Genomic DNA, 14,428 nt, shown 5'->3' with positions numbered 1-14,428 from the left:
GGGGAGTGCGGCGCTACATCTGCGTCGCCATCCCTTCTACGTTCATGGCCGCCTGGCGCAATGCCTCCGAGCGGGTCGGATGGGGGTGACAGATCAGGGCGATGTCCTCTGCCGAGGCGCCAAATTCCATCGCTACGCAGTATTCGCCAATCATCTCGCTGACGCTCGGGCCAACCAGATGCACGCCTAGGATTTCGTCGGTGTGCTCATCGGCCAACACTTTGGCGAAGCCCTCGGTTTCATGGTTGATCTTCGCCCGGCTATTGGCCGTGAACGGGAATTTGCCCACCTTGTAGGCGCGGCCAGCGGCCTTGAGCTGCTCTTCGGTCTGGCCGACGCTGGCCAGTTCCGGCCGGGTATAGATGACGTTGGGGATCAGGTTGTAATTGACCTCACCGGCCTTGCCGACAATCTGTTCGATACAGGCCATGGCCTCATCTTCAGCCTTGTGGGCGAGCATTGGTCCAGACGTAACATCGCCGATCACCCAGACACCGGGCGCTTCGGTGCGGTGGCGTTTGTTGGCGAGCATGCCGCGCGGATCGGTCGTCAACCCGACATTCTCCAACCCCAGGCCCTTGGTATAAGGACGGCGGCCGATGGCGACCAGCACGCAGTCGGCCTCTAGTGTCTGTGCGTCGCCACCTGTCGCGGATTCCACCTGCAACTGCACGCCGCTTGCCGAGGATGTGGCGCCAGTGACCTTGGCACTCAGCTTGAACTCGATGCCCTGCTTTGCCAGGGCCCGCTGCAAGGTCTTGCCGGCGTCCGCGTCCACGCCCGGGCAAATGCGGTCGAGGTATTCCACCACGGTCACCTCGGCACCCAGGCGCCGCCAGACTGAGCCCAACTCCAGGCCAATGACGCCCGCGCCGATGACCACCAGATGACGGGGCACTTCGCCGAGGGACAGTGCGCCGGTGGAATCGAGGATGCGCTGGTTATCAATCTCGACACCGGGCAGTGGCGTGGGCTCGGAGCCAGTGGCGATGATGATGTCCTTGGCGTTCAGTTCGACCTGCGTGCCGTCTTCGCGGGTAACGGTCACCTTGCCGGGCCCGTCGATGTGACCCCAGCCTTTGATCCAGTCGACCTTGTTCTTGCGAAACAGAAACTCGATGCCCTTGGTCAGGCCCGCCACGCTTTCGTCCTTCTGCTTCATCATCTGCGGGAGGTCCAGGGTGGGGGTGACGTTGATGCCCAGATTGGCAAACTCTGCGCCCCTGGCCGCTTCGTACAGCTCGGAAGCGTGAAGCAGGGCCTTGGACGGCATGCACCCAACGTTCAGGCAGGTGCCGCCGAGTGTGGCGCGGCCCTCGATGCAGGCGGCTTTCAAGCCCAATTGGCCGGCTCGAATCGCCGCGTTATAGCCGCCGGGGCCTCCGCCCAGAATGATCACGTCGTAGTTACTCATCACTGTTCTCCGCCTGGCTGGATAAAAAATTATGTACGTAATATGGGCGTTTCCAAAGACGACGGTCAAGGGTTGCGCGCCAAGCCTTGCATGAAAAATACAAAACGGAAATTTCACAGGGATCGTTATAAGGTAACAGCCTAGCGGAGCAGTGGCGGCGTTTATCCACAGTCCGTCCTTTTTTCCACAGGCGCTGGGATGACATGCAAGTCGATCTTGATATCGAAGGGGCTCGGGTGGCCGAGTGGCCGCGCTTCCAGCGCGCTGCCTCGCAAACACGCCGTTTGAAGCGGCTCGCAATGACGCTGGTCGGCTTGGCGGGGTTGGGACTGCTGCTGGCGTTTTTCATCGGTTTATTTTCGCCGCGATCCTTGTGGCCCGCCTTGTTGGTCAGTCAAAGCGCCAGTCTGATCGTGCTGCTGGCAGGCCTGCAATCGGCTGGTTGGGTGGCGCAATGGCGAAGCGAGGCGCTGGCGCCAGCGGTGGAAAACCTACCTGTTGAAAGCGAGCCTGTTGATAATTCGGGTTGGTATGAGCGGATGCTCGAGCGCATCAGTGCGCGCTGGGTCGGCCTGCTCAAGCAAATCGGGGCGCCTGCGTTATGGCTTTCCGGGTGGGCGCTTCTGGCGCTGCTGAGTCTCGAGCAAGCCTGGGACTTGGCGTTGCCGGCCGCTTCGCTTGGCGTGTCGGCCAGTGTCGGTGCGGTGTTTTCGTTATCGCTGGCGTTCGGCGTGTTGGTGTTTGAACGTCAATTGGCCCAGCAGCCGCCCATCGAGTGGCCGGAAGCATTGCCGTTGGCACAGCTGGCGCGAGTGGCGATCGTCGTACTGGTGCTCGGTGCCTTGTGCCTGCTCTTCGCCACCGATACGTCGATCTGGCCGATGCGCCTGGCGGTGCTGATCGGAGTGTTGCCAGCGCTGGTCGCGGTGGAGTTCCTGCTGCGCGCCGTACTTTCATTATTCAGCCCGCGCCGCGCCTCTTTGGAGCCGACGTTGTTGGGCCGAAGTTTTGTCGCCGATCTGCTGTGCTGGCCACCACAACCGCTGCGGGTCTTGCAGCATGAGTTGCACAACCGCTTCGGCATCGACTTGCGTCAGATCTGGGCGTTCAGCTATATGCGCCGGGCTTTCTTTCCGGTGCTGGCGCTGGTGGCGTTGGTGGGCTGGTCGCTTACCGGTGTGCATGAAGTGGCGTTGCAGGAGCGCGGCATCTACGAGCGTTTTGGACAGCCGGTGAAGGTCTTTGGCCCGGGCCTGCACGCGGGGCTGCCTTGGCCGTGGGGGAGGGTGCTCAAAGTAGAAAATGGTGTCGTGCATGAACTGGCGACCAGCGTCGGCGAAAACAAGGCGCCAGCGAAAGCTGAGCCGGCGGAGGGGGCGGCGCCGGCCATCGCCAATCGGTTATGGGACGCCACTCACGTCAACGACAAATCCCAGGTCATCGCCAGCCGACGTGCCGAACAACAGAGCTTCCAGATCATCAACATGGATGTGCGCTTCGTTTATCGCATTGGCCTGACGGATGCCGCAGCGCTTGCCGCGACGTACAACAGTGCCGATGTGCCTGCACTGATCCGCAGCACGGCCAGCCGCATCCTCGTGCATGAGTTTGCTTCGCGAACGCTGGACGGTTTGCTTGGGGCGGACCGGGTCAATCTGGCAAACGAAATCGGTGGCGCGGTGCAGGCTGATTTGCAATCGCTCGACAGCGGCGTAGAGATTCTCGCAACCGTGGTGGAGGCAATCCACCCACCCGCCGGCGCGGCGAATGCCTATCACGGTGTGCAAGCGGCGCAGATCGGCGCCCAGGCACTGATTGCCCGGGAGCACGGTGCCGCAGCGGAACAGACTAATCAGGCGCAGCTGCAAGCCAGTATCGCCCATGACCAGGCCCAAGCCACCGCCAGGGAAATCAATGCCGCCGCCGAAGCCGCAGACCTGCGCTTCGATGCCGAACGCAAAGCCTACGCGAAGGCGGGCCACGCCTTCCTCCTGGAGCAATACCTCAGCCAACTGGGCCAGGGGCTGGGCAAGGCCAATCTATTGATCCTCGACCATCGCCTGGGTGCTGGCGGCAACGCGCCGACCCTGGACCTGCGTAATTTCGCGCTGCCGACGGATCTCGCGTCGTCACGTAAACCTGTCCAGCCAGGAGCTGCCCATTGAGCCAGTCTTCATCACACGATCACCACGACCATGGTGGGCACAATCACGGCCATGCAGGCCATCACCACGGGCATCACCACCATCGCGATTCACAGCACGCTGGGCCGTTTCCGTGGAGGCGTCTGGGCTGGGCGGCGCTGTTGGTGGCGTCTGCCGTTGCAGCCGCCAGCCTGGTGCAAGTGCGCTCGGGGGAGGCCACCGTCATAACTCGTTTTGGCAACCCGGCGCGGGTGCTGTTGCAACCGGGCCTGGGTTGGCGCTGGCCGTTGCCTTTCGAGGCGGCGGTCCCGGTCGATTTGCGCTTACGTACCAGCTCCAGCGGTTTACAGGATGTCGGTACTCGTGATGGGCTGCGGATTATTGTCCAGGCCTATGTGACGTGGCAGGTACAGGCTGACCCGGAAAGTGTGCAGCGTTTCATGCGGGCAGTGCAGAACCAGCCGGACGAAGCCGCGCGACAGATTCGTACCTTTGTCGGCTCGGCGTTGGAGACCACGGCTGCCAGCTTCGATCTGGCGAACCTGGTCAATACCGATGCCAGTCATGTGCGTATTGCCGATTTTGAAACTCAACTGCGCCAGCAGATCGAGCAACAACTGCTCGCGACCTATGGCGTACGGGTCCTGCAGGTGGGCATCGAGCGCCTGACCTTGCCTTCGGTGACGCTCGCTGCAACCGTGGACCGCATGCGTGCCGAGCGCGAAACCATTGCCACCGAGCGTACCGCCATTGGTAAACGCGAAGCGGCACAGATTCGCTCAGCGGCCGAACGTGATGCGCGCATCATGCAGGCTGATGCCACCGTCAAAGCGGCCGAGATAGAGGCGGAATCCCGGGTCGAGGCGGCGCAAATCTACGGCAAGGCTTATGCGGGTTCGCCCCAGCTTTACAATTTGCTGCGCTCGCTGGACACGTTGAACACCATCGTCAGCCCAGGTACCAAGATGATTTTGCGCACCGACGCGGCGCCTTTTCGCGTTTTGGTAGACGGTCCTCAGTCCTTGGAACCAAAGGGCGGGTCTCAACCATGAGTTTGGTTCCACGTGGAACAAACGAGTTATCCAGTCCGTGGATCCAGGCCGGACGCCTGGCGTTCCTTGCGCTTTATGCGGTCACTGTCCTTGCCGCATTGGCCTGGATATTTGCCAACGTGCGCCAGGTCGATCCGCAGGACCGTGCGGTGGTTTTGCACTTTGGTGCATTGGACCGTATCCAGAACGCCGGACTTTTATGGGCATGGCCTCGGCCGGTGGAACAAGTGGTTCTTGTGCCAGCGGCGGATCGAGTCCTCGAACGGCGCGTGGAAAATTTGCTGCGCTCGGATGCGGCTCTACAGGCTGATCGGGTGGCCAGTTTCGCTTCGCCCGTGCCTGATGCCTTGGCGGGTTCTGGTTATTTATTGACCGGTGACGCGGGTGTGGTGCAACTGGACGTACGTGTCTTCTACAAGGTCACCGAGCCTTACGCGTTCGTGCTGCAAGGCGGGCATGTGCTGCCGGCCCTGGATAGGATGGCGACCCGCAGTGCCGTGGCCCTTGCCGCAGCCCGGGACCTGGATACGATTCTGGTGGCCCGCCCCGAGTTAGTCGGCAGCGACAGCCAGGCCGCCGAGCGTCGGGAGCGCCTGCGTGGCGATCTGGTGCAAGGGATCAATCGACGCCTCGCTGATCTTGCAGCGACAGGGCAGGGGCTAGGGATCGAAGTGGTGCGGGTCGATGTTCAGTCGAGCCTGCCGGGACCCGCCGTGGGGGCCTTTAATGCTGTGTTGACGGCCAGTCAACAGGCCGACAAAGCCGTCGCCATCGCCCGCACCGAAGCGGAAAAACTGTCTCAGTCAGCCCGCCAGGACGCCGACCGTGCGTTGCAGGTGGCCGATGCCCAAGCCGGCGAGCGGCTCGCCAAGGCGTCGACCGACACCGCTGCGGTGTTTGGTTTGGCGAAGACCCAAGGCAGCGATCCGCAGATGCTGCTGCGCCTGTATCGCGAACGTATGCCGGAAATTCTGCGTCGTGCCGGGTCGGTGACTACGCTCGACCCGAAAGACGATTCCCGCCTGATTATCCAGGGAGCCGGACAATGACCGCTCAAGCCACTGTCTCACCCATGTTGTCTTCTGCCGAACAGCGGGCCGCGGCTCGGCAATTGACCTTGGCGATGCTTGCCCTCGGGCTGCTTGCCTTGGGCCTGGCATGGCGCGGTTGGTCGCCAGAGCAGAACGGTGTCAGCCAATTGCTGTTGGGATTTGCCTCGCTGCTGGTCGCGGTGCCCGTGATGCGTTCCGCCTGGTTCAGCCTGCGATATCCAAGCTTGCACGGCATCACCGACCAGCTCATCGCCTTGGCGATGCTCGGTGCATGGGCCACCGGCGATCTGCTGACAGCCGCGCTGCTGCCCATCATCATGATCTTCGGTCACGTGTTGGAAGAACGCAGCGTGATCGGTTCCCAGGAAGCGATCCACGCCCTCGCTCAATTGACCCGCAGCCAAGCCCGGAAGGTTGAGGCCGACGGTACGATCATCGAAGTCGACAACGGGACGCTGCGACCGGGTGACTTGGTGGAGGTTCGCGCGGGAGACCGGGTGCCTGCCGACGGCCGGGTCGTCTTTGGACAAGCGAGCCTCGACACTGCGCCTATTACCGGAGAATCCGTCCCTGTGGAGGCAGTCGTGGGCGTGGATGTATTTGGCGGCGCGATCAACCTCGATGGCTTGCTACGCCTGGAGGTGACGCGTATTGGCAATGAGTCGACCCTGGGCAAGGTGATCGCCCTGATGCAAAACGCCGAGCGTTCCAAACCACCGATTACCCGTTTGCTCGAACGCTATGCCGGTAGTTACCTGATACTGGTGTTGCTGCTGGCCGCGCTGACATGGTTTGTCACCAACGATGCCCAGGCGATGCTCGCGGTCTTGGTGGCGGCTTGTCCCTGCGCGTTGGTGTTATCAGCACCGGCGACAGCCATTGCCGGGATTGCGGTGGCCGCGCGTCACGGGATTCTGATCCGCAGCTCGGCTTTTCTGGAGGAGCTGGCGGACCTGACCTCAGTGGTCATCGACAAGACCGGGACCCTGACCTACGGCACGTTGCAATTGCGATCGATCCAAAGCGCCTTGGCTGATCGCTGCGAGCTGCTGCCTTTGGCCGCCAGCCTTGGGGCGGCCAGCAGTCATCCCGTCAGTCGTGCGTTGGCGGGACAGGTGGACCCGCGCAATTATCTGCCGCTTAGCGACGTGCACGAGCGCCAGGGCTTGGGTGTCATCGCCAACACCGAGAGGGGAGAAGCCGCACTCGGTCGCCCCGAGTTGTTTGCCCGGTTGGGTATCGACACACCAGCTATTCCGGAGCATGACGGCCCAATCGCCGGCCTGGCGCTGGATGGGCAGTTTCTCGCCTGGCTGCTGTTGGCGGACAACGTCAAACCGGAAGCACGGACGGCCATGGCTGAGTTGCGCGAGCTTGGCCTGGGCCGGCAAGTATTGTTGACGGGAGATCGCCAGAGCGTGGCCATTGCCGTGGCACAGCAGGTCGGCATCAACGAGTTGCAGGCCCAGGCCTTGCCGGAAGACAAACTCCGGCGGGTCGAGGCTGAAACCGAGCATGGCTTCCGGCCCATGGTGGTGGGTGATGGAATCAATGATTCCCTTGCGCTCAAAGCCGGCGTGGTGGGCGTCGCAATGGGGGCCGGCGGGGCAGATATCGCACTCGCATCGGCGGATATCGTCCTGATCGGCAGTGACTTGCGGCGCCTTGGCACCTGTGTGCGGTTGAGTCGGCAATGTCGACGTACATTGCAGGTCAACGTGATCATTGGCCTGGGCTGGACGCTGGCCATCGTAATCTTCGCCGCGTTTGGCTGGCTTGGCGCGGCCGGTGCAATGATCGCTGCGTTGCTGCATAACTTGAGTACGTTGGTGGTGTTGGGTAATGCCGGGCGGTTGCTGCGGTTCCAAGAGCCGTTGTTGAAGATCTAGCGGGTGAACTGGAGCGAACTGTTCAAGGTGCCCGCAGTCAGTTACGAGAGGGCACTCCACTTCCGGCGGTCACTGCTCAAAACAGTAGAGAAGAAGGCGATAGGAAAAGGCTATAAATTCGATAGCCTGCTATTTTTCTACCATGGTCTACCCTCATTTCAGGCTTCTGAAACAAAGGGGGGATATTTTCATGTTCGCTCAACTTCCGCCGGCCTTGCAGAATCTGCACCTACCGCTTCGGTTGCGGCTCTGGGATGGCCATGAATTCACGCTGGGTGATGATCCCAGCGTCACGATTGTGGTCAAGGACCCACAAGTGGTTGCGCAATTTACCCATCCCAGCCTGGATGCGTTGGGAGCGGCGTTTGTCGAAGGCAAACTTGAGCTCGAGGGCTCGATCCATGAAGTTATCCGAGTATGCGACGAGCTGAGCCAAGCCCTGGTGGACGAAGACGACAGCAACCTGCCGGTGCGTACCGTCCATGACAAGGAAACCGACGCCAAGGCGATCTCCTACCATTACGATTTATCAAACGCCTTTTATCAGCTCTGGCTCGACAGGGACATGGTGTACTCCTGCGCTTATTTCGAGACCGGCAGCGAAACCCTTGAGCAAGCGCAACAAGCCAAGTTCCGCCATCTGTGCCGCAAGCTGCGTCTACAACCCGGTGACTACCTGCTGGATGTCGGCTGCGGTTGGGGCGGGTTGGCACGTTTCGCGGCGCGGGAGTTCGGCGCCAAGGTGTTTGGCATAACCTTGAGCAAGGCGCAGCTCGCCCTGGCCCGGGAGCGGGTCCAGGCTGAAGGTCTGGAAGACCTGGTGGAGCTGCAACTGCTCGACTACCGCGACCTGCCCCAGGACGGTCGTTTCGATAAAGTCGTCAGCGTCGGCATGTTCGAACACGTCGGGCACGCCAACCTGGCCCAATACTGCAAGACGCTGTTTGGCGCCGTTCGCGAAGGGGGCTTGGTGATGAATCACGGCATCACCGCCAAACACACCGATGGCCGTCCGGTAGGGCGTGGCGCGGGTGAATTCATTGAGAAATATGTATTTCCCAATGGTGAGTTGCCGCATCTGTCGATGATCTCTGCCGAGATCAGCGAAGCCGGGCTGGAAATCGTCGATGTGGAAAGCCTGCGAATGCATTACGCGCGCACCCTCGATCATTGGAGCGAGCGTTTGGAGGACAACCTCGAAACCGCCTCCAGGGAAGTGCCGGAGCAGGCGCTGCGGATCTGGCGGCTTTATCTGGCAGGCTGCGCCTATGCCTTCGCCAAGGGCTGGATAAACCTGCACCAGATCCTCGCCGTCAAGGCCCATGCCGATGGCAGCCATGAATTGCCTTGGACTCGGGACGACATCTACGCGCCCTAAAGAATCGGCGAAATGAGTCGGGCGATCCGCATGCCGATCTTTTGCAGGCGGTGGGTCTCCCGACTTTCCTGTTTCGCGACTTCATGAGCCTGGGCAAAATCCTTCTCGAGCATCTGCTCCACTTCGCTGGCAAATACGATATCAACCGTCAGCAGCATCACTTCAAAATTTAATCGAAACGAGCGGTTATCCAGGTTCGCGCTGCCGATCGCGCTTATTTCCTGATCGATCAACACGACTTTTTGATGCAGGAATCCTGGCTCGTAACGAAACACCCGGACGCCGGCCCTTACAGCCTCGAATGCATAAAGGCTGGACGCTGCGTAGACGATTTTGTGATCTGGCCGTGACGGCAGCAGGATGCGTACGTCCACCCCGCGCAAGACTGCCAGGCGCAGCGCTGCGAAGACCGCTTCATCGGGAATGAAATAGGGTGTGGTAATCCAGATCCGCTCGTTTGCCGCATGGATCGCCTCGACGAAAAATAGCGAGCAGGTTTCGTGCGCGTCCGCCGGGCCGCTGGCCAGCAACTGGCAGAGTACGCCGCCGTCCGGGTAAGTATCCGGCAGGATCAATGGCGGCAACGAACGGGCGGCCCAGAACCAGTCTTCTGCAAACGACTCCTGCATGCTTGCGACCACCGGGCCGCGTACTTCGACATGCGTGTCGCGCCATGGCGCCAGGGGGGGCTTTTCGCCCAGGTATTCGTCGCCTACGTTATGACCGCCGACAAACCCCAGTACGCCATCCACGGCTACGATCTTGCGATGGTTGCGGAAGTTGACCTGGAACCGGTTCAACCAACCGCTGCGGGTGGCAAAGGCTTTCACATGGACGCCGCCGTCGCGCAATGCCTGGACATAACGGTGGGGCAGGGAGTGACTGCCGATACGGTCGTACAGCAGGTACACCGTCACGCCTTCGGCCGCTTTCCTCAAAAGCAATGCGTGCAGGCGCTGGCCGAGACGGTCGTCATGGATGATGAAGAACTGGATCAGGATGGCTTCCCGCGCGCCTTCGATGGCTTGGAAAATCGCCTCGAACGTGGCGTGGCCGTCCACCAGCAGCCGCACCTGGTTATTCGCCAGGCACGGTGCTCGCCCTAGCTTGGGCATCGCGCGCAACGAAGCATAGGCCTGGGAGGCGCGAGCGGTGAGTGCTTCCTCGACCCAGGGTCGCCAGTTCAGCTCGGAGATCGCCTTGCGCATTTCTTCGTTTGCCTGCCGTCGCGCCTTGATGTAGCCGTCGAAAGTGCTACGGCCGAAAACCAAGTAGGGGATCAACGTCAGATAGGGAATGAACAGCAATGAAAGAGCCCAGGCAATCGACCCTTGGGCGGTTCGCACGGTGAGTACCGCATGGACGGCGGCGATGGAACCGAGTGTATGGAGCAGCGCGATCAGGTAACCGAAAACATGCGGGCCGTAATAGTCCATGGGGCAGCCGAGCTCCTGAAGTTCATTGCTTAACAGACCATGTTCCGCAGCGAATGTCGCTATTTAATTCACTCGCCCAGGCCTTGAACCGAAGCCTGCGGGCAGCGTCTAACGGCCACTTGTCCTCTGGAGTTTTTGCAATGAAAGTTCGCTTGCTGGGTTTGGCCTTGGCCGTTGGCTTGTCGGTTCCTGTAGCGGCGCAGGCGCAGATGCTTCAACCAGGCCTGTGGGAACTGACGACAAGCAACATGAAAGTCGACAACCAGAACCTGCCAGACCTGCAATTGATCCTCGGCCAATTGCAGAACCAGATGACACCCGAGCAGCGGGCAATGTTGGAAAAGCAAGGCATCACCATGGGCGGCAAAGGTATTCGGGTATGCCTGACCCCGGAGCAAGTCCAGACGAACGACATCCCGTTGCAGGACCCGCAGTCTGGCTGCAAGCAGCAGATCACCGAGCGAACCGGCAATCAGTGGAAGTTTCGTTTCAGTTGTCCGAAAGCCCAGGGCAGCGGTATCGCGACATTCCAGAGTGATCGCGAATTCACCACCAAGGTCAATGGCACATTCAACGCCACGGGCATCCAGCAGAACGGTAGCCTGGATACCCGTGCCGTGTGGCTGGGGCAGGATTGCGGGACAGTCAAGCCGAGGGCTTGATTTCAGGGCCGGCTCAATGCTTCGTACAACGTGTTGAGGTTGTACTCGAACAGTCCGGTAAATGTGCTGGCGGGTCCTTTGGCGGCGAGGGCGTCCGAGTACAACGTACCACCCAGGTGCGCGCCGCTTTCATCGGCTATTTGCTTGAGCAGGCGCGCGTCCTTGATGTTTTCCATGAACACAGCTTTGACCTTGGCTTTGCGGATCTGCATGATCAGCGCGGCAACTTCGGCTGCCGAGGGCTCACGTTCAGTAGACAGACCTTGCGGCGCCATGAACTCGATGCCATAGGCTTGGCCCAGGTAACCGAACGCATCGTGAGAGGTGACGATCTTGCGATTGCCCGGTGGTAAGGCGCCGAACTTCGCCTTGGCTTCGTCGAGCAGGGCATAGATCGTTTTCAGGTACGCCTGGCTGTTGCGTTCGTAGTCTGCTTTGTTGGCCGGATCGGCTGCCTCCAGCGCCTTGGTGATATTGCCAATGTAAAGCACGGCGTTGGCAAGGTTGTGCCATGCATGTGGGTCGGGGATCGTCTCGCCATCTTCGTCCAATGAGCGCGGAATGACGCCCCGGCTGGCACTGATCACCGGGGCACGGGTCTCGGTGCTGGTGACCAGGCGATCCAGCCACGGCTCGAAGCCCAAGCCATTCTTGATGATCACTTTCGCTTTCAGCAGCGCCTTGGCGTCGTCTGGTGTGGGCTCGTAGGTGTGCGCATCGGCGTCGGGACCGACCATGTTGATGATCTCGATGTGCTCGCCGCCGACCTGTTGGGTCATGTCAGCAAGGATGCTGAAGCTGGTGACGACCCGGAGCTTTTCGGCAGCGGGGGAAGACATGGACAGCATCAGGCTGAAGATCAGGAGCAGGGCACGCATCGGCAAAACCTCATTGGGATGTAAGCAAAGGGGGCCGGCGCAGCAAGCCGTGCACCGGACCAAATACCACCGACAACAGATACAACGCCCCGGCCACCAGCACGATGGACGGTCCGCTGGGCAGTGAGTAATAGAAGGACAGCAACAGGCCAAGCCAGACCGAGAGGCAACCGAGCAGCGCGGCGATGAGCATCAGCAGCGGCAGGCGACGGCTCCAGAATCGCGACGCGGCGGCCGGCAGCATCATCAGTCCGACCACCATCAGCGCGCCGATAGCTTGGAAGCCGATCACCAGGTTCAGCACCACCAAGATCAGGAACGCGCCATGGGCCAACGGGCCGAGACGACTGACGGTTTGCAGGAACAGCGGATCCAGGGTATCGAGCAGCAGCGGTCGATAGATCAACGTCATCGCCGCCAGGCTGGCGCCGGAAACCCACAGCATGCCGGTGAGTGTCGGGCCGTCTACCGCCAGGGCCGAACCGAACAGCAGGTGCAGCAAGTCCAGGCGTTTGCCGGCCATGCCGAGGATCAATACACCCGCCGCCAAGGAAATGGGGTAGATCGCAGCGAGGCTGGCATCCTCCCTCAGCCCGGTACGCCGGGTAATCCAGGCAGCGAGCCCGGCCATGCTCAAGCCCGCGCCCAGGCCACCGAGGGTCAAGGCTGGCAGGCTCAGTCCGGCATACCAGAAGCCCAAGGCCGCGCCAGGCAATATGCCGTGAGCCACGGCGTCACCGATCAGGCTCATCCGCCGCAAAATCAGAAACACTCCTAGCGGAGCTGTACTGCACGCCAACACCAAGCCACCCAGCAAGGCCCGACGCATGAAGACAAACTCTTGGAACGGTTGCCAGAGATGGACGGCGGCAAGCATCAGGCCACCCACGCATGGGGTTGTTGGGCGATCAGGTCGACACTGCGACCCAACACGCAGCCGGTGTTCTTGATGACCAGAGTATGGGGAACATGTTGGCGTACCGCCGCCAGGTCATGACACACCACCATGATGGTCCTACCTTCGGCATGCCAGCGATGAATGTGTTTCCACAGGAGGGCCTGGCCCTGTTCGTCGAGGGCAGCGAGGGGTTCGTCGAGCAATAGGAGCGGCGCTTCGGCCAAGCTCAGGCGAGCGAGTAGGGCGCGTTGCAGCTCGCCTCCCGACAAAGCCATCAGTGGACGATGCTGGAGGCCGCTCAGCGCCCAGTCGTCAAGCGCCGTCTGGAGTAGCTGCCGGCGCATGGCTGGCGTGTGACGATTTCCCCAGGAACCCGCGGCCACCAACTCTTGCAGATTGATGGGAAATTGCCTGTCCAGATGTTGTTGCTGCGGCAGGAACGAAACTGCGCCACGGCGTGGAACATCCAGGCAGACCTGGCCGGACAGCGGTTTTTGCAATCCTGCGAGCACTTTCAAAAGACTGCTTTTGCCCGAACCGTTGGCCCCGATGATCGCGGTGAGGCTGCCTTCCGCTCGATCCATGATTAGCGGCGGCGTGAGCGGTTGTCCGGGGGCACCCCAGCGCAGTGCTTCGCAGCTGATCATGATGCCCCCCGCGTCCAGCGGCTTCGAGCCACGGCATCGTGGGCATGCAGGCTCTCGGCGTGAACGACGCGCACGTCCAGGGCGACGATATGGGGTGACCGGGCCAGAGCCGTCGTTAATCGCCGGGCAGCGTCTTCGCAGAACATCAGGTTCTGGCCGTTAGCCAATGCGAAGGCTTGTTCATCGGCGCGCTTCACAGCAGTTTGTACAGCGGTGCCGAGGGCGGCTTCGGCTTCGTTGATGAACGACTGCAGCGCAAATTCCTTAACGGCGGCGTCCAGGCGCAAGGTCAATGTCGCCGTACTGCGTTGGCTATGCGGGGTTGCGACAATGCCATTCGATGACCCCAGCCAAGCGAGGACTTCGGCATGTTCTAGCTGCTTGTTGGCAAAGTCCTCAACGAACTGCTGTTGGACCAATTGTCGAGCAAGTGCTGCCGAACAGGGGCAGGTCGAAGAGTAGGGAATCCGGATCTGCAGTTCCACGTGGAACATTTTGTTTTTTAGCTGGGCTTCAATGCTCACCGGATAGCGTTTCCAGCCAGCCAATTGGCTTGTCAATGCCGGACGTTTAAGCAGCAGATCGGTATGCAGGCTGAGGGACGCGGTTTGTGACAAGCCCTCATGGCTATCGAGAAACTGTTGGAGGATTTGGCGTAAAAGCGCCGGGGAGACCGGCATATCTTCCAGCAGGCCCAGCGCCAGATATAAGCGTGACATGTGAATGCCTCGTGCCTCACCTTCATCGAGGCTGACGCCGGCGTCGGCCATTGCGCTTAAACGTTGGCCATCGATCAGCACCGGCGTTGCGACGCCACACATGCCAACCCAATCAAGGGGTAGGGGTTGACGTGAAATTTGGGCAGCCACGTCCGGCAGCGTTAAAGCGTTCATGGTCAGGATCCATTGAAGAGCTGGAATCTAATGTTATAGTATAACGACAGATTTTAAGAAACCCTTTCCCATGAAACGAGTTTCA

The 14,428-nt window shown here is 60.8% G+C and carries 12 protein-coding genes; 6 read left to right on the top strand and 6 right to left on the bottom strand.

Going from position 1 to position 14,428, the window contains the following annotated elements; genetic code table 11:
- Positions 1-13: 13 nt before the first annotated feature.
- Positions 14-1,414: a dihydrolipoyl dehydrogenase gene (gene lpdA / locus J3P79_RS27020; RefSeq protein WP_434607143.1), complete on the bottom strand. Its 1,401-nt coding sequence runs from the start codon at positions 1,412-1,414 to the stop codon at positions 14-16.
- A 203-nt stretch (positions 1,415-1,617) separates the two neighbouring features.
- Here lpdA and hflK (J3P79_RS27015) point away from each other — a divergent pair, with 203 nt between their 5' ends.
- The 5 genes from hflK (J3P79_RS27015) (at position 1,618) to cfaB (ending at position 8,929) form a co-directional block, all read left to right on the top strand.
- Positions 1,618-3,579: a protease modulator HflK gene (hflK, locus tag J3P79_RS27015; RefSeq protein WP_434607142.1), complete on the top strand. Its 1,962-nt coding sequence runs from the start codon at positions 1,618-1,620 to the stop codon at positions 3,577-3,579.
- Positions 3,576-4,610, top strand: a complete 1,035-nt coding sequence (gene hflC / locus J3P79_RS27010; protein WP_434607140.1) for a protease modulator HflC — start codon at positions 3,576-3,578, stop codon at positions 4,608-4,610. Before hflK (J3P79_RS27015) ends, hflC begins: the two co-directional genes overlap by 4 nt.
- Positions 4,607-5,659, top strand: coding sequence for a protease modulator HflK (hflK, locus tag J3P79_RS27005; RefSeq protein WP_434607139.1), 1,053 nt, complete (start codon positions 4,607-4,609; stop codon positions 5,657-5,659). The genes hflC and hflK (J3P79_RS27005) overlap by 4 nt, the downstream gene beginning before the upstream one ends.
- A complete protein-coding gene (locus J3P79_RS27000; protein ID WP_434607137.1) occupies positions 5,656-7,551 on the top strand; it encodes a cation-translocating P-type ATPase in 1,896 nt (631 codons plus the stop codon). The genes hflK (J3P79_RS27005) and J3P79_RS27000 overlap by 4 nt, the downstream gene beginning before the upstream one ends.
- A 190-nt stretch (positions 7,552-7,741) precedes the next feature.
- Positions 7,742-8,929 (top strand): C17 cyclopropane fatty acid synthase CfaB, encoded by a 1,188-nt coding sequence (gene cfaB / locus J3P79_RS26995; protein WP_434607136.1) that lies wholly within the window; start codon positions 7,742-7,744, stop codon positions 8,927-8,929.
- Here the strand turns inward: cfaB and cls are convergent.
- Complete coding sequence (gene cls / locus J3P79_RS26990; protein ID WP_434607134.1) at positions 8,926-10,365, bottom strand: cardiolipin synthase; 1,440 nt, start codon at positions 10,363-10,365, stop codon at positions 8,926-8,928. The two genes, cfaB and cls, sit on opposite strands and share 4 nt — an antisense overlap.
- Before the next feature lie 140 nt (positions 10,366-10,505).
- Between cls and J3P79_RS26985 the strand changes: the two genes are divergently transcribed.
- A complete protein-coding gene (locus tag J3P79_RS26985) occupies positions 10,506-11,027 on the top strand; it encodes a DUF3617 domain-containing protein (RefSeq protein WP_434607132.1) in 522 nt (173 codons plus the stop codon).
- A gap of 2 nt (positions 11,028-11,029) precedes the next feature.
- Here the strand turns inward: J3P79_RS26985 and J3P79_RS26980 are convergent, their stop codons facing one another.
- The 4 genes from J3P79_RS26980 to folE2 are packed head-to-tail and all read right to left on the bottom strand — an operon-like array spanning position 11,030 to position 14,343.
- Positions 11,030-11,905, bottom strand: coding sequence for a metal ABC transporter substrate-binding protein (locus J3P79_RS26980; protein ID WP_434607130.1), 876 nt, complete (start codon positions 11,903-11,905; stop codon positions 11,030-11,032).
- A 10-nt stretch (positions 11,906-11,915) separates the two neighbouring features.
- Positions 11,916-12,782 carry a metal ABC transporter permease gene (locus J3P79_RS26975; RefSeq protein ID WP_434607128.1) on the bottom strand — a complete coding sequence of 289 codons (867 nt, stop codon included), beginning with the start codon at positions 12,780-12,782 and terminating at the stop codon, positions 11,916-11,918.
- On the bottom strand, positions 12,782-13,450 hold the full coding sequence (locus J3P79_RS26970) for a metal ABC transporter ATP-binding protein (protein WP_434607125.1): 669 nt from the start codon (positions 13,448-13,450) through the stop codon (positions 12,782-12,784). The genes J3P79_RS26975 and J3P79_RS26970 overlap by 1 nt, the downstream gene beginning before the upstream one ends.
- On the bottom strand, positions 13,447-14,343 hold the full coding sequence (gene folE2, locus J3P79_RS26965; RefSeq protein WP_434607124.1) for a GTP cyclohydrolase FolE2: 897 nt from the start codon (positions 14,341-14,343) through the stop codon (positions 13,447-13,449). Before folE2 ends, J3P79_RS26970 begins: the two co-directional genes overlap by 4 nt.
- Positions 14,344-14,428: the final 85 nt, after the last annotated feature.

It is taken from the genome of Pseudomonas sp. R1-7, assembly GCF_051132105.1.
GTDB lineage: Bacteria > Pseudomonadota > Gammaproteobacteria > Pseudomonadales > Pseudomonadaceae > Aquipseudomonas.
The sequence above is the reverse complement of the archived record's forward strand: the minus strand, read 5'-3'. Positions and strand labels throughout refer to the sequence as shown.